Source organism: Bacteroidetes Order II. bacterium, assembly GCA_016788705.1.
Classification (GTDB): Bacteria; Bacteroidota; Rhodothermia; order Rhodothermales; family UBA2364; genus UBA2364.
This window is the reverse complement of sequence record JAEUSQ010000021.1, coordinates 44,177-61,483: the sequence shown is the minus strand read 5'-3', so window position 1 is coordinate 61,483 and position 17,307 is coordinate 44,177. Positions and strand designations below refer to the sequence as shown.

10 protein-coding genes are annotated in these 17,307 nt (G+C 42.9%); 6 read left to right on the top strand and 4 right to left on the bottom strand.

Annotation, left to right across the window (positions count from 1 at the left end):
• Window positions 1-232: 232 nt before the first annotated feature.
• The 6 genes from JNN12_05090 (at window position 233) to JNN12_05065 (ending at window position 12,078) form a co-directional block, all read left to right on the top strand.
• Complete coding sequence (locus JNN12_05090; protein ID MBL7977697.1) at window positions 233-3,370, top strand: hypothetical protein; 3,138 nt, start codon at window positions 233-235, stop codon at window positions 3,368-3,370.
• A 69-nt stretch (window positions 3,371-3,439) separates the two neighbouring features.
• Window positions 3,440-4,825, top strand: coding sequence for a hypothetical protein (locus JNN12_05085; protein ID MBL7977696.1), 1,386 nt, complete (start codon window positions 3,440-3,442; stop codon window positions 4,823-4,825).
• 29 nt (window positions 4,826-4,854) lie between these two features.
• Entirely contained in the window at window positions 4,855-5,697 is an 843-nt protein-coding gene (locus tag JNN12_05080) for a glycoside hydrolase family 16 protein (GenBank protein ID MBL7977695.1), read from the top strand.
• 45 nt (window positions 5,698-5,742) lie between these two features.
• On the top strand, window positions 5,743-9,150 hold the full coding sequence (locus JNN12_05075; protein MBL7977694.1) for a hypothetical protein: 3,408 nt from the start codon (window positions 5,743-5,745) through the stop codon (window positions 9,148-9,150).
• A gap of 10 nt (window positions 9,151-9,160) precedes the next feature.
• Window positions 9,161-10,654 carry a glycoside hydrolase family 30 protein gene (locus JNN12_05070; GenBank protein MBL7977693.1) on the top strand — a complete coding sequence of 498 codons (1,494 nt, stop codon included), beginning with the start codon at window positions 9,161-9,163 and terminating at the stop codon, window positions 10,652-10,654.
• 2 nt (window positions 10,655-10,656) lie between these two features.
• The gene (locus JNN12_05065; protein ID MBL7977692.1) at window positions 10,657-12,078 is read left to right on the top strand and encodes an MFS transporter; all 1,422 of its coding nucleotides are present in this window, start codon (window positions 10,657-10,659) and stop codon (window positions 12,076-12,078) included.
• Between the two features lie 278 nt (window positions 12,079-12,356).
• On the opposite strand, the gene JNN12_05060 is transcribed toward JNN12_05065, so the two are convergent.
• The 4 genes from JNN12_05060 to JNN12_05045 are packed head-to-tail and all read right to left on the bottom strand — an operon-like array spanning window position 12,357 to window position 17,304.
• Window positions 12,357-13,316, bottom strand: coding sequence for an alpha/beta hydrolase (locus JNN12_05060; GenBank protein ID MBL7977691.1), 960 nt, complete (start codon window positions 13,314-13,316; stop codon window positions 12,357-12,359).
• Window positions 13,313-14,812 (bottom strand): long-chain fatty acid--CoA ligase, encoded by a 1,500-nt coding sequence (locus tag JNN12_05055; GenBank protein MBL7977690.1) that lies wholly within the window; start codon window positions 14,810-14,812, stop codon window positions 13,313-13,315. Before JNN12_05055 ends, JNN12_05060 begins: the two co-directional genes overlap by 4 nt.
• Window positions 14,813-14,817: 5 nt before the next feature.
• Window positions 14,818-16,287, bottom strand: a complete 1,470-nt coding sequence (locus JNN12_05050; GenBank protein MBL7977689.1) for a sodium:solute symporter family protein — start codon at window positions 16,285-16,287, stop codon at window positions 14,818-14,820.
• 30 nt (window positions 16,288-16,317) lie between these two features.
• The gene (locus tag JNN12_05045; protein MBL7977688.1) at window positions 16,318-17,304 is read right to left on the bottom strand and encodes a ketoacyl-ACP synthase III; all 987 of its coding nucleotides are present in this window, start codon (window positions 17,302-17,304) and stop codon (window positions 16,318-16,320) included.
• Between the last annotated feature and the right edge of the window lie 3 nt (window positions 17,305-17,307).

Here is a 17,307-nt window from a genome sequence, read left to right as displayed (position 1 = left end):
TAAGTCTTTTGTCATCTTCTCTATAATGATTTAGTTTCAATCCAGAGTTCTAAAAGCGCTTTCGGTGGGGCAAAAAAATACGTTCTCCATGTTTCGGAAGGCCATCGGTCGGTTGACCCCAGCCAATGTAACCAAGAACAAAAGGTTTCTCCCACTCTCCATCTGGTAGCAAAACCCCAATGCCCAAGACCACTGGCAAAATGCCTGTTAACCAATTAAATGATTTTTTAGTATGAAGCAGTTTTTATTGGTTTTATCCCTCGCCACCTTACCACTTATGGCTTTCGCACAACCTGGCAAAACCACAATCCAGCAGGATGCGTCGGGAATCTCCCTTGTGGTAGATGGCAAGCCGCTTATGGTGAATGGTATGAATTGGGATTATTTCCCGATTGGTACCAACTTTAATTATAGCTTATGGAATCAGTCTGAAGTAACCATTAAGGCGGCTTTAGACGAAGAAATGGCGCTTTTAAAAAACATGAATGTAAATGCCATTCGGGTTTATACAGGCATTCCTAAAAAGTGGATCGAATATATATATGACAACTATGGAATCTATACCATGCTCAATCATTCGTTTGGTCGGTATGGACTAACCATAGAGGGCGCTTGGATTGCCAATACCGATTATGCAGATCCCAAGACCAAAGCCCTGCTCCTGAAGGAAGTCACCGAGATGGTGACCACCTATAAAAACACGAGGGGCTTGCTCTTATATCTCTTGGGAAATGAAAACAACTACGGCCTCTTCTGGTCGGGTGCAGAAACGGAAGACATCCCAATAGCAGATAGGCAATCTACCAAGAGAGCAAGAGACATGTATAAACTCTTCAACGAGGCTGCCCTTGCAATGAAGGCGATTGATAAAAGCTATCCGATTGCCCTATGTAATGGTGATTTACTTTTCTTGGATATTATCGCCCAAGAGTGTCCAGATGTAGATATTTTTGGAACCAATGTGTATCGTGGGGTCTCTTTTGGAGACTTGTTTGAGCGGGTAAAGAAAGAATATGGCAAGCCTGTCCTCCTCACCGAGTTCGGCTCGGATGCCTTTAATGCGCTCACCAACGACGAAGATCAAAAAGCACAAGCCCATTACCTAAAAGAGAACTGGAAAGAAATGTATCTCAATGCCAAAGGCTTAGGTAAAGCAGGCAATTCTCTTGGGGGATTTACTTTCCAATTTAGTGATGGATGGTGGAAATATGGACAAACCAAAAATTTGGATGTTCACGACAGCAACGCCTCTTGGGGGAACGGAGGTTATCAGTTCGACTTCCGCGAAGGCCAAAACAACATGAATGAAGAATGGTTTGGAATTTGTGCAAAAGGTCCGACCAACGCACAAGGCTTATACCAGCTCTATCCGCGTGCTGCTTATTACTTATTGAAGGATGTGCATCAACTGAATCCCTATACAACTGGGACGACGACGGCAAAAGTAGAAGCCCATTTTGCAGCAACAAACATCATGGAGGCTGTCTTAAGGGCGCGCTCAGACAAAGCCGCCATTCAGGGACAAGCGGGCGAAAAAATAAAATTATCCCGATTCACCGCAGAGTTTTCTACCTTCAACACAGGCGGGAGCCTCATTTCCACCCCAACAACCGCTGCTTCCGGCAGTACCGATTATCCCAAGCAATTAGGGTTTGATCATATGCAATCGTTTTATGTTGGGATAGAGGCAAAGCCCGTTGCCAACATGATGGCCAATGCCACCTTTAATGTCTTGGGGAATGTGGCCCAAAACCCGATAGACCAAATCTTTTATGAAAACCGAGGCCGACCCGTTGTTTTGAATTCGGACAATGGGAACGTGCAATTGGATGATGTGAACCGCGTGCAAGTATATAGTGCAAGCTATAACTGGAATCATGATTGGTTTAATCTAAACGGTTTTTACCGAATTGGGCATTATCATTGGGGTTACGAAGGCGATTTCTTTGGCTTGTATCCAGAAGCCAATTATGGCCCGATGATTGACATTTACAATGCCACGGCCCCCCTTGGTTTTGAAGTAGAAGGCAAGAAAACGCTCAAACATTTCAAGGCGGCTTTCGGGCCACAATTATGGTGGGGTGCAAATCCCGCATTTTTGCTCAAATATGGCCGAAAAGTCGGAAAGTCCGAACTAACGGGCGTTTATCACGAAGACCTACAAGAACAAGCAAATGTACAAAGCTCGTTTGCCATTCCACAACCCAAAACCCGAAGGGTAGCGTTGCACTTAAATCGCAAACTAGATAAATTTATCTTCGATTTAGGTGGAATTTGGGCAGGTCAGCCTCTCAATGGCAGGGTCTATCAAGTACAAAGAGGAACGGAGGGTAATTACCAAGTCTTCCAACACCAAATTGAGGCAAAGGACAATTGGGGTGGAAAGGCGAAAATCACCTATACAGGCGGAAAGTTTAATTGGTATGCCCAAGGTGCTGCACAAGGATTGGTGGCTTCTGGAGGTGCAGATCAAACGAAAACCTTTACTGGATGGCGTTTAAAGGACAGCGGAAGCGGCAATCAGTACAACTTTTTAACCGGTTTTACCGTTGCTACTGGCCAACTACAAATTGCGCCTAACTTTTTGTGGCAAAAACCCCTCGAAGGCCCCATTAGTACGAGTGTACCCGCTCCGGGAAGACCACGAAACATCCTTACAGACCCGTTTGCAGTAAGGGCTAATAGAGAGCAAATTGCCGGAGAAATCTTATTGAGCTACGATCCAACCCCCGCTTCCTGGATGTATGAGTGGGACAACGACCGTGCAGAAGATGCACCTTTTGCCATGAATCTGGGCTTTATTTATCGTCACCTGCCCACCACCCAAGACGCCGCCGTCGGGATATTCCCAGATGGCAGAAGTTCCTTCCCCTTCAATGGGGCGCCTCCAGCCAAAGATCTTTGGGAAGTGCATTCCAGAATGGTCTCGAAGATTAGCCCGGAAGTGGGGATTATTGCCAACCTTTTTGCTGGAACGGCACAAGCAAATGGGAGTGACCCGCGTACCGTTACACGATTTGGCGGAGACCTCCGCGCGATCTTTAATAAAAGTAAATTAATTGCTTCGGCAAAAATAAATGACTGGGGACCGTTCGACTATCATCGCGATTTTAATTTGACTTTCCCTGTTCAATTAATGGCCGATTTATCTACCGAAATTGCAAAGCCAGATTGGTTTGCATTACCCGGAACACGCATTGGATTACGTGGAGTCTGGAGGACTTTAGACCGTTATTCACCGCGCTACAATCCAACACAAATGTTAGATGCTTATGGGAAATGGGTACCTAATCCCAATGCTGTTGGTTATCCAAATGGTACGGAATGGGAAATCAGAACCTACGTCCATATCAACTTAGGAAACAAATAATATAATTGAAGGGCAGTCCATTTATCATATTCACAGTCAATCTGAAATTCGATGAAAAACAATACATCCATGAATCGTTTGCTCAATGTAATAGGCGTTGTTTGTTACACCCTCTTATTGAGCGGTTGCCAAAACGATGACAGCGTTTTTACGGCTGCAACCTATCCAAATAATCCCGATGTTTTTCTGGATTCATTTTCTGGAGGCTTGAATTATGCCGCCTTTTCAGGTACTGTACCCACGGCTTTTCAGGTGGACAAAAAAGTCACCTATAACAATACGGCCCAATCCATGCGATTTGATGTGCCCAATGCAGGAGATCGCCTAGGAACCTATGCTGGAGGTGCTTTTTTTACGCAGGTTGGCAGAGACCTAACACAATACGATGCCCTTACTTTTTGGGTAAAAGCGACAGAAGCCGCAACCATTGGCGCTATTGGTTTTGGGGTTGACTTGGGCGAAAATAAGTTCCAAGCAGGTTTTAGCGACCTAAAAGTGGGCACTACATGGCAAAAAGTGATCATCCCCATTCCCAATCCAGCAGCGCTAAAAAGTGAAAAAGGCTTGTTTTATGTTTCTGCGGGGAATCAAAGCGGAAATGGATACTCTTTTTGGATAGACGAAGTGCAGTTTGAAAAACTAGGAACCATTGCGCATCCACAACCTTCCATATTGAATGGTGAAAATCAAAACAAATCTGGCTTTGTGGGAATTAATGCCAATATTTCTAACCTACAAGTCCTCTTCAATATGCCTTGGGGAGAAAATCAGGGGGTTAATGTTACCCCAAATTATTTCACCTTTATCAGTTCCAAGCCGGAAGTTGCTTCCGTAGATGCAAAAGGTATTGCAACCATTGTAGGACAAGGCACTGCCACGATTACAGCTAAATTGGGAGATGTTACGGCAAAAGGTAGCCTTACCCTCACGGGTACAGGTGTTTTTGTTTCCGCCCCATCCCCTACCAGGGCCGCAAACCGGGTTATTTCCGTATTTAGTGATGCCTATACTAATGTCCCAGTAGGGTACTATAATGGCTATTGGGCACCTTTCCAAACCACCCAATCTGCCGATTTTAAAATTAATAATGACAATGTGTTAAATTACACCGCATTTAATTTTGTTGGAATTGAATTTGCAAACCCTGTCATTAATGCCAGTTCGATGACCCATTTTCATACCGATATTTTCATACCCGGTACGCTCGCAACAGGGGCAACATTCAAAATCCAGCTTGTTGACTTTGGCGCAGATGGTGCTTTTGGAGGCAATAATGACAAAAGTCATACCATCACTTATACAGCACCGACCCTAGGCGGCAATAGGTGGATAAGCATTGATATTCCCTTCTCTGTAATGACCGGACTGACAAGCAGAACAAGCTTGGCACAGATCGTTTTTGAAGGAACAAACATCAGTAATTTTTATGCCGATAACATTTATTTTTACAACTAATGTACCTCACTTTTAAAACCAAAAATGCAATGATAAATTTTAGATATAACCCTAACTATTGGGTTCTCACAGGCATTTTATTCTTTTTCTTGACAAGTGGTTGTGATCTAAATGAAGGACAGAATTTACCTGAACGAAATTGGAGTCTGACTTGGTCGGACGACTTTGATGGACAAGCAGGGACGCTTCCTAATGCCCAAAAGTGGTCCTTTGATATTGGTAGAGGGGAAAATGGATGGGGCAATTCGGAGTTACAGTATTACACCAATAGACCTCAAAATGCTGCTTTAGATGGAAGCGGAAACCTCGTTATTACGGCCATAAAAGAAAATTTTGGAGGTGCCAGTTATACCTCTGCACGTATCAAAACAAAAGATATTTTCACACAAAAATATGGTCGTTTTGAAGCCCGTATTCAAACACCATATGGTCAAGGAATTTGGCCCGCTTTTTGGATGTTGGGTGATAACATTGAAACAGCAACGTGGCCTTTATGTGGTGAAATAGACATCATGGAACAACGCGGCCAAGAACCTTCTGTTCTAAACGGATCCTTGCATGGTCCCGGTTTTTCTGGTGCAAACCCATTAACGGGAAAATATGTCCTCAAAAACAGCCGATTTGATACCGGGTTTCACGTGTATGCGGTTGAATGGTTTGAAGACCGGATTGATTTTTTTGTGGATGATTTGCTCTTTCATCGGATCACTAAAAAAGATATTCCTACAAACGGGCAATGGGTTTATGACCATCCTTTCTTTATGATCCTGAATGTGGCGGTAGGCGGAAACTACGTGGGGGCACCTAATGCGGGCACCAATTTCCCACAAAAAATGATCATAGATTACGTGAAAGTATATCAAGAAATGTAATATCTGTTGTACGAATAATCTATTTTTTTAAAAAAATCCTCCATAATGAAACAGGTCGTCTTCGGCAACACTACATTTTATCAAATTACCAATATTGATAAAATGAGGCCATTCTTTATGACAATTTTGAGCTCCTCGAATCATTGGATGTTTGTTTCGAGTAACGGCGGACTTACGGCAGGCCGGATAAGTGCTGATTTTTCGCTTTTCCCATATTATACCGAAGACAAAATTACAGATGGTGCCGAATATACTGGCTCCAAAACCATTATCCGAGGTAAAAACAAGGCAGGTGTTTACGTCTGGGAACCCTTCTCTGAAAGAAATAGAAGTCATTTTGAAACCCAGCGAAATTTGTATAAAAGTATTTATGGAAATGAGCTTATTTTTGAAGAGATTAACCAGACTCTTGGATTAATTTTCAGGTACCAGTGGAGCAATGCTGCCCAATACGGTTTTATTCGAAAAGCAACATTGGTCAATCTGAATGCCGAAAATTGCCAACTTGACGTGCTCGATGGCCTACAGAATATACTTCCGGCAGGTGTTGGTAGTGATTTACAGAACTTTTATAGCAATTTGGTGGATGCCTACAAACAAAGTGAGCTGGCAATGCCATTGGGACTGGGCATCTATGCCCTTTCAGCCATTATTGTGGATCGGGCGGAACCCAGCGAGGCGCTTAAAGCCAATACCGTTTGGTCGTTCGGGCTTCAAAATCCTATCAATTTGCTCTCTACGTTTCAATTAGAATCATTTAGGAATGGACGGACAATCCATCCTGAAATTGAAAATAAAGGCGAAAAAGGGGCTTATTTTATCTGTGAAACCCTCTCGCTAACTGCAAATGATGTTAAAGAATGGTATATGGTGGCGGATGTTCATAAAAGCCATAGTGAGGTTATTCACTTAATGGAAGCCCTTAAACAACCGACTCGTTTAATAAAAGATGTTTTAGCAGATGTAGCGGAAGGCACAAGCAATCTCCTTAAATTGGCTTGTAATGCAGATGGATTACAAAACACCTCCGATCCGCTTAAAGACTCTAGACATTTTTCCAATGTCTTATTTAACATCATGCGAGGCGGTATTTTTGATGACCAATATTTGATTTCAAAATCAGATTTTTTATCCTATCTTAATAACGCAAATAAACATATTTTTAAATTAATTTCAGAAGAAGCAATAAAATGGCCAGAGAAATTTGATTTTAATTTCATTACACAGCTATATCTTTTCGATACAAATACTGACTTTCAAAGATTATCTAAAGAATATCTGCCTCTGTATTTCAGCCGAAGACATGGCGATCCCTCACGTCCATGGAATAAGTTTTATGTAAATACCATCAATGAAACCGATGGTAGTAAAGTATTGGATTATCAAGGGAACTGGCGGGATATTTTCCAAAATTGGGAAGCATTGGCCATGTCCTTTCCTGAATATGCGGAAAGCATGGTTTATAAATTTTTAAATGCAACTACGTTTGAAGGATATAACCCCTATAGAGTAAGTAAAGACGGTTTTGATTGGGAAATTATTGAGCCAGATGATCCTTGGGCGTATATCGGCTATTGGGGGGATCATCAAGTGATCTATTTATTAAAATTTTTGGAATTTATAACCGCTTATAAACCTGATTTATTGGGAAATTTATTCGATAAAGAAAGTTTTGTTTATGCCCATGTTCCTTACAAGATAAAAAAATACCAAGATATTGTTCTCAATCCAAAAGATACAATTACTTTCGATCACGTAATGGACTTACGTATCCGAGAAGAAAGAACTAATGTTGGATCGGACGCTTGTTTAGTAAAAGATGAAGACAACAATATTCATCACGTTAACTTCATTGAAAAAATTCTCGCTGTTATCTTATCCAAAATATCTAATTTTATTCCGGAAGCGGGTATTTGGATGAATACCCAAAGGCCCGAATGGAATGATGCGAACAATGCGTTGGTTGGAAATGGTGTTTCGATGGTTACTTTATACTATTTACGTCGTTTTTTGGTTTTTTTCGAGAAAATATTATGCACATCGCCTGTTAGTGAAGTTAAGATTTCTCAAGAACTCATTGACTGTTACAAAAATATTCGGAAAGTTCTGGAAGATAATGTGGCTTTACTCTCGTCAGAAATCACCGATTCTGATCGTAGAAACATCATGGACCAACTTGGTGAAGCAGCAAGTTCTTACCGTTGGCATGTATATGATCACGGATTTTGGGGTAAAAAACGAACCATTTCTATTGAAGGTATTCAGCGATTTAATAAAGTGTCTTTACAGTTTATTGACCACACCATTCAGTCTAACAAACGGCCAGATGGGCTTTACCATGCATATAACTTAGCCTCATTTGAAGGGCAAGCTGTACAGGTATCTCGCCTTACTGTCATGCTGGAAGGTCAGGTGGCAGCACTAAGCGCAGGGATATTGGATGCTAAACAAGTGGTACAGGTGCTAAACGCATTAAAGCAAAGTCCTTTATATGTTGAAGACCGAAATAGCTACATCTTATATCCAGATAAAAAATTACCGGGCTTTCTGGAAAAGAATACATTTGATGAGTCAGAAATAAAAAATTGTTTATTGATTCAGGAATTAATAGAAAAAGGTAACAAGTCAATCATTGAGAGAGATGCATTAGGATATTATCATTTTAATAAGAATTTTAAAAATAATAATGACTTAAAAGACGGATTATCGAATTTAATTTCACTTCATTACGTACATTATAATGAAGTTGAATTAAATAAGATATATCTAATCTACGAGAAGATATTTAATCATAAAGCCTTTACAGGGCGGTCTGGGACTTTTTATGCATATGAAGGGTTAGGCTCTGTCTATTGGCATATGGTTTCAAAATTATTATTGGCTGTTTTAGAAAATATATTTAAAGCATATCAGGAAAAAGTAGCTAAAAAGGATTTTGACGCTCTCGTCCAACATTATTATGACCTTTATGAAGGTCTTGGCGTTCATAAGTCTCCACAAGCGTATGGTGCATTTCCTACAGATGCTTATTCGCACACACCTTCCAGAAAAGGTGCACAACAGCCTGGCATGACTGGACAAGTAAAGGAGGACATTATCTGCCATTGGGGTGAATTAGGTGTTCAGATACAAAATGGCCAACTTCATTTTAAACCTATCATTCTTACAAAAAAGACATTTAAGAGTGATCCATTTTTGTTTACTTATACAGATGTTAAAAACAAACAAAATAAGTATCTCATTCCTGAAAATAGCATGGCATTTACTTATTGTCAGGTTCCGGTAATTTATGAGCTTGGAGATAAAATAAGCATGACTGTAACCTTAAAGAATCAAGAAGAGATAGTATTTAATACCAGTGTACTATCAGCCGAATTAAGCGAAGCCATATTTTTAAGAAAAGGAATTGTGCAATCCATAAAAGTCTGTATTAACCCTAATGCATTAATCTAACTCTTACCTTATGAGATACTTTTTTTTATTTCTTGTTATTTTCTTGGGGATAGATACGGTTATGTCGCAGGCTAAAAGTTGGGAAGTAAATGCATGGAAATCTTCTGCTAGTGGAGATGCTTTGACAGCGGTAAGTATTCAAAACATTACAACCTCTCCCAGTGTGATTATTCGGATTCAGCCTAAGATTAAATTTCAGAAAATATTGGGATTTGGTGGTGCTTTCACCGAAGCAACTACATATTTATTACAAAAATTGAGTGTGGCAAACCGAAAAAAAATATTAAACGCATACTTTGGACAAGAAGGAGCAAATTATTCTTTGTGTCGAACCCAAATGAATTCATCAGATTTTTCTCTTGATCATTATGCATATGCGATGACACCAGGCGATACATTACTAAAAAATTTTGACATACGTCATGATGAAGAATCCATTATTCCCATTATCAAAGAAGCACAAAAATTTTCTAAAGAAGGCTTTAACTTAATTGCTTCTCCGTGGACAGCTCCCCCTTGGATGAAAGACAATAACCATTGGGTGGGGGGTAAACTTAAACCAGAATATTACGCTACTTGGGCATTGTTTTTTTCAAAATACTTAGATGCCTACAAAAGACATGGAATTCCATTTTGGGGTATTACCGTAGAGAATGAACCAAATGGGAATGGCAATAATTGGGAAAGTATGCACTATACTCCACAAGAAATGACCAATTTTGTACAATACTATTTAGGCCCTCACCTTGAAAAAAATGGATATAAAAGTATTAAAATTTTAGGTTATGATCAAAATAGGGCGGACCTAAAAAATTGGGTAGATGAAATGTATCGCACATCAGAAAGTAGTCGCTATTTTCATGGAACAGCCATACATTGGTATGAAAGCACCTACGACTATTTCCCGGAAGCGTTGGATTATGCCCATCATAAAGCACCCGAAAAACATTTAATTCAGACAGAAGCCTGTATAGATGCAGAAGTACCTGTATGGCAGAATGATCAATGGTATTGGCAGCCCCATGCCACAGATTGGGGTTACGATTGGGCATCTGAGCATGAAAAATACCTCCATCCTAAATATGTACCCGTCTATCGTTACGCCGAAGACATTATCGGCTCTTTAAATCACTGGGTAGAAGGCTGGATTGACTGGAACATGGTATTGGATCAACAAGGTGGACCAAATTGGTTTAAAAATTGGTGTATTGCACCCATCATTGTAAACGTAGAAAAAGATGAAGTCTATTTTACGCCTTTGTATTATGTGATGTCGCATTTTAGCAAATTCATCAGACCGGGAGCACATAGAATTGGCCTTTCAAACTTAAATAGTACTATCCATGCAACCGCTGTCGAAAATACAGATCATTCTATTGTCTTGGTATTGTTAAATAAAGAGAAAAAGCCCCAGACTGTCTCCATTCATCTGGATGGTTTTTCTCACATATTTAATTTAGATCAAGAAAGTTTGCAAACCATAACCCTAAAACCCCATAATTAATTATGAGTAACCAGATCAATCAGGGTGTACCGATCGTCCAAAAAATGGCCTTTGGTGCTGGTCACTTGGTGAATAATCTTTTTCCGGGTGCCTTGGGGGTTTTTTCCTTTTTCTTACTAACAGGATTTGGAATTGACCCCGTGTATGCAGGTATGCTGTCTGCCATTCCTCGTTTTATAGATGCTTTATCAGACCCAATTATGGGTTTTATTTCTGATAATACGAAATCAAAGTGGGGACGAAGAAGGCCTTATATCTTTGCGGGTGCTATCTTTGCGGGTATTTTCTTTTTTGTTCAATGGCAAATGAGTGAGGCAAATGGAACTGTTTTTAATTTTTGGTATTTTTTGATTACCTCTATTATATTTATTTTATTTAATACCATGTTTTCTACCCCATTAATTGGTTTGGGGTATGAAATGACAAGTGACTATAAAGAAAGAACAAGGTTGATGGGCTTTTCTCAAACAGTAAGCCAATTGGCTTGGATGATTGTGCCCTGGTTCTGGGTATTGGTTGCTGATCCAAATTTGTTTGCCACACAAGCAGAAGGTGTTCGCACTTTATCTATTATAGTAGGTATTGCGTGTATTATTCTCGGCATTTTGCCAGCTATTTTTTGTAAAGAAGTAGCCGCTTCTCATATTGAAAACCAAGCAGACTTAACCTTAAAAAACACCTTTAATAATTTAGGTAAGTTATTTAAAGATATTAAGAACATGAGCCGCAATATTCCATTTATGCGTCTATGTGGAGCGACTTTTTTGGTCTTCAACGGCTTTCAAATGGTTGCTTCATTTAGTATTTTTATTATTGTTTTTTACATGTTTAATGGTAGTTACGAAGCAGCTGGCACTTTACCTGCTTGGTTTTCTACCATTAGTGCCCTGGCAACGGCCTTTTTGGTTATTCCTATTGTCACCATGTTGGCCAATAAATATGGGAAGCGGACGGCATTTGTAATTTCTACTTTCATTTCGATTATTGGGTATATTCTGAAATGGTGGGGATTTAATCCGGAAAACCCTTGGATGATTTTTATGCCTGTTCCATTTATTGCCTTTGGATTGGGCGGCTTATTTACCTTAATGATGAGCATGACCGCCGATGTGTGCGACTTGGACGAGTTGGAAAATGGTATGCCACGAAAAGAAGGAACCTTTGGCGCCATTTATTGGTGGATGGTCAAACTTGGTCAAGCCTTGGCGTTGTTTTTAGGGGGAATTGTACTAAAAGTAGCTGGATTTGACCAAAATGCCGCGATACAGACCGCCGAAACAATGACGCTTTTACGTATTTTCGATATTGCTCTGCCTGCCATAACAGCCGCGCTGGCTATTTGGTTGATGTGGAATTACGACTTATCCGAGGAAAAAGCAAAGGAAATTAAAGCGGAACTTGTACGCAGAAGAGGCGAGTTATAAGAAGCCATATCACATTGTTTGATGAAGAGAAAAGGAAAGGGGAGTCTCGCAGATGCAGGCTCCCTTTTCCTTTGGTATAAAACCTTCTGGGTTTAGTTTCAGCCGATTAGGCCGTTCACTTGAATGATCTGGCTTTGCGAGAGACCTATTTTGATGTCTCATAAGCAAAGACCACAGGTTCGGCAGGGCGAAAACGATAGGAAAAAACCATAACCTTATCCTACACTTGGTCTTTGGCCAATACCTAAAGTTGTTCCGTCATAAGACAGGAATGACCATTATTTGGAAGGTGAATTCTTTAGCCATGTGAGTAACACGCGATTAAATGCTTCCGGCTGTTCTAATGGCAACAAGTGTCCGGCTTTTTCCACCAACTCCACTTTTGCATTATGGAGGGCACTTCCGGCGCGACTGGCAATGTCTGCTGTGGTGAGGCCGGGATTAAAGAAACGGTTTGGAATCATTTTGTCCCCCTTGCCATAAAGAACCAAAACAGGGAGGTGGAGGACATCCAACTGCTCATAGACAGCCCCGTCCAACATGCCAGAAACCGATTTTTCGTTGACCTCGGCATAGGCGCGGAAGTCTGGCCGGGTTTTCCATGCTTTCCGTTGTTCTACCAACCATCCAAATTTTGGGGCGTCATACGTATCGAAATTAAGGGCAATACTGGTCGTGATTTGTGGGTCGGTGGCCTCCATAATAGACTTGACGGTCATGAAGTTCCTTAGACTCGTACGGGCTTTTTCGTCGAAGGTCTCTATGCCAGCCGCCGAGACCAAAACGAGCTTCGACACCTTGTCCGGATGCTGAAGTGCGAGCGTCATCCCGATTTGTCCACCCATAGAGAGGCCCACATACGTCACTTTTTCGATTCGCATGGCTGTCAGAAAAGCCGCTACTTGATCGGCAAACCACGGCATGGTCGCCGGCACTTGCTCCTTAGACGAAGCGCCGTAACCAGGCAGATCTATGGCAATGACGCGGTACCCTTCGGTGAATGCTGGCAGGTTTTCCTTCCAAAAAGATGAGTTGGAACCCAAGCCATGTACAAACAAAAGCACCTCTTTGCCTTTTCCGCCTTCCCAAAAAGCAATTTGGTGGTTGCCAACGGTTATTTTTTTGAGGGGAGCAAGGGCGTGGGGCAAGGCATCGGTAACGGGCATGGTAGGTATTTTTGTGGCCTGACATCCAGCCAAAAGAGTAAAAATCAGCAGATTAAAAAAAAGTGTTCTCATAAGGTTGATGTAGTATTCGGGGTATTCAAACGATCTGCCAGTTCCCGTTTTAGGATTTTACCACTATGGCCTTTGGGTAATTCGGGCAGGAAGTGGACGTATTTTGGGATTTTATAACGTGCAAGGAAACGCTGACAATGGGCGATGATTTCCGCCTCGGTAGCGTTTTGATTCGGCATTAGGGCAATAAAGGCCAATCCTGTTTCGCCCCATTTGGCATCTGGTATGCCGATAACGGCAGCCTCGGCCACCGCAGGATGTTGGTACAAAACCTTTTCCACCTCGGCAGGATACACATTCTCGCCGCCCGAAATATACAGGTCTTTTTTACGTCCGGCCACATAGAAATACCCTTCTTCGTCCACACGCACCAAGTCTCCAGTATAGAACCATTCATTCTGCAAGGCTTGGGCAGTTGCAGGTTCATTCCGCCAATATCCAGAGGTAGTCATGGGGCCGCGCATGAGCAGTTCGCCCGTGGTTCCGGCAGGCACATCGTTGCCAAAATCGTCCACTACCCGAACGTCCACATAGAAATTAGGAAAGCCAATGGATCCGGCTTTACGGATGGCGTCTTCTTCGGGTAAAGAAAAGCAGTTTGGTCCAACTTCCGTCATCCCAAACCCTTGCCGAATGGGTACGCCTTTTTGTTGCCAAGTTTGGATAAGTGGAATTGGCATGGGTTCGCCGCCTACAATTGCATATCGCACACTTTGGAGATTTACCCTTCCGAAATTGGGATGATCCGAAAGCATTTTCATCATGGTTGGTACGCCCCAGATGATACTCATTTGCTCGTTCTCGCCTAGTTCGAGGATTTCCGCCGGATCAAAGCGGTCTAATAAAATGGTGGTTGCTCCCAGCAAAAGAAAGGGCGTTAGCAGGACATTCCAGCCGCCTGTATGGTAAAACGGTGCGGCGTTGAAGGAGATGTCCTTGGTGGTCAGGTCGAGACGCATGATGGTATTATACGCATTAAAGGCCAGCATCTTGTGCGTGATCATGGCTCCTTTGGGTCGTCCAGTTGTGCCAGAGGTGTAAAGGATCATAACGGCATCGTCTGGATTTTGCTGAAACGATGGCAAACTAAGTTCTTTATTCTCAATAACCTGAAGCACTTTTGTTATAGGCAAACAAATCGGCTTTGCGTTTGTTACATATTCGGCAAAAGCGTCTCCATAGAAGAGTACCGCCGGTTCACTATCCTCAACGATGTATTGCACCTCGGAGGGGGTAAGGCGATAATTCAGTGGAACGAGGATGAGTCCGACTTTCTGACAGGCAAAAAAAAGCAGGATATGCGCCAAACTATTCTCGGCAAGCACCGCCACTCGATCGCCCACCTTGAGGTTGTACTGTGTGAGGAGCCAATGGGCTGTTTGATTGCCCAAATGGTCACATTCTAAATAAGAAAGCCGTCGGTTTTCCGGCTGCCAGATGAGGGCCGTTTTTTGTGGGTAATATTGTGCATTTCGGGCGAGCCAGTCTGTTCTCATACAGGTTATCTTTTATGGAAGGACGGACGGTTGGAGAGGACGAACAACGTAGCGACGATCAAACTGCCGATAAGGGCAAAGGTAGCCGGAACGGCGGGGTTATTGGACATCAAGGTTATTTTGCCGTAGGTCATGCCAAAATGAATCACAATAGCGGTCAAAGCCGTGATCAATACGCCCATTTTTGTAAGTCGTTTAGAGAAAATCCCAAATAAAACGGGCGCAAAAGTAGCTGAAAACAGTCCATAAACGCCATTTTGTGCCAACATTGCTACCGATAGATCGGGCTTGATTTGGCTGGCAGAGATCAGAAATAATACCGGGGCCAATACCACCAAAAAACCCTTTCCATATCGTAGCGCCTGTCGGTCCGCGTCCTCTCGAGATTTTTCGGGTTGGGGGAAAAGGTTTTTATAGACATCGTTGGCAAAGATGGCTGAGAGCGAAACGAGCAAGCCTTCCATCGTAGAAAAACCCGCAGAAAGCAGGCCAAGCGCTACAATTCCCCGAACCACAGGCCCAAAATGATCGGTCAGATAGCGGGGCATGACGGCATCTACGGCAAGACTTGGATCGTTAAACTGGATGCGGGCAAAAGCACCGACGACCAGCACCATGAAGAAGAAGAAAACCGTTACAAGACCTGTCGTAAGGTATTTATTTACATCACTTTCTGTCTTGAGATAAAGGGCTTTGGAAATAATATGCGGCTGCATAATCACCGCCACGCCAATCATAAAATTGGCCACATAGACCTCAAAGAAATTCCTAAAAAGTGCACTCTTGGGGTTGATTGGTTGGGCGAGCCAGGGGTCTATGGCCCTCAGTTTTTCTAAGAACCCGCCAAGCCCGTCCGCAAAATACGAAATACCAGAGCCGAGCAAGATTAGTGCCACCACAAGCATGATAAGTGCCTGTACCGAATTGATGAGAATATGTGCGCCTGCGCCACCAAGAAAAATGGCCACCAATGGTAAAATGATGACGATGGCAATGGCCACCAGTAAATCTATACCCAGCAACGCTCCCAAGACACGGGCCAATCCAACCGTAATCAATACCAAAAAAGTAATGAGCAATAAACTTAAAAAGGCATAAAAAAGCGTAAGCCGTTTATCCCCAAATCGGTCGCCAATCCATTGTGGAACCGTTAAAACCGCAAACTGATCGCCCACCCGCCGGAAACTCTTGGAGACAATGATCAGCCCCACCATAATGCCCAGCGGTGTCGCCACGGCATATCCTAAAAATCCAGCCATTCCAAAGTGATAGACCAAGCCGGGATTGATTACAAAAGTGGCCGCACTTGTCAGATTGGCCGCCAACGATAGACCCACCCAAGTCGGGTTGACCTGACGATTACCCACCGAAAAAGAGGCCAAGCCTTTGCTCTGACGAAGACCGAGATAGGTGGCATAGGCCATAAAGGCCACATATATGCCAAAAAAAATCCAACCAATGACGTGCGAATCCATAAAGGTATCTTTTGTGAGGGGTTGAAAAATTTACCAGCGGAGCGCTAACGCAGCCATGGCCGCTCCACCGCCAGAGGTAACGATAAAGATCAAATCTCCCCGACGGAGTTTACCCGCCGCGTTGGCATCGGCCAGGGCCATCGGAATGGCGGCGCTTCCGGTATAACCATATCGGTCCATGATGTAATGGGTTTTGGTTTCTGGAATCGCGAAATGCCCCAGTACCTCGCGGATCGTGAGGATGTTAATTTGGGTGAAGAAATAACGATCCACCTCTTGTGTCGTTATGCCCAACTCGGCGCATAATGCTTGAATCACCCCCGTCCAAAGGTCAAAATTAAACGTTTTGGGGAATTTTTTCCGGAATTGAAGCAAATGTTGTTGTTCATGAATCAGGACTTCGGTTGGGGGTGTTGCGGCTCCACCCACATAAAGACCCATATAGTCGTTGTACTGACCATCGGACCATAAACGAGAAGCCAGAACCCCGCTTTCGTCTTCAGAGGGCGTTAGTACCACCGCACCTGCACCATCTGCAAAAAGTGTGGCGACATTGCGGTCTCTGAAGTCCAAAAAGCGGCTCATGCCATATGCCCCAATCACCAAAACGTATTGATAGCGCGGATCTGCCCCAATGTATTTACTGCCGATGTCCAAGGCCGTCGCAAATCCGGCACAGGCGGTATTGATGTCGAAGGATCCGGCACCGGTAGCGCCTATTTTATGTTGTACGATGGCAGCCGTAGAAGGCGAGAGGAAGTCTGGCGTATCAGTCGCAACTACCACCAATTGAATGTCTTGCGGCTGGAGACCCGCATTTTGGATGGCGCGCCGCCCTGCTTCAGCGGCCAGATCGGATGTGGTTTGTTCGTCTGTCATGTATCGCCGCTCAAAAATATGGCGGTTTTCGCGCAGAAAAGCATCTACATCCTGTTGATAAAGGTCATTGAAGAATGTATTAGGGATCACCCGTTCCGGTGCATACAAACCTGTTCCGATAATTTTGGCTTTGCGCATACT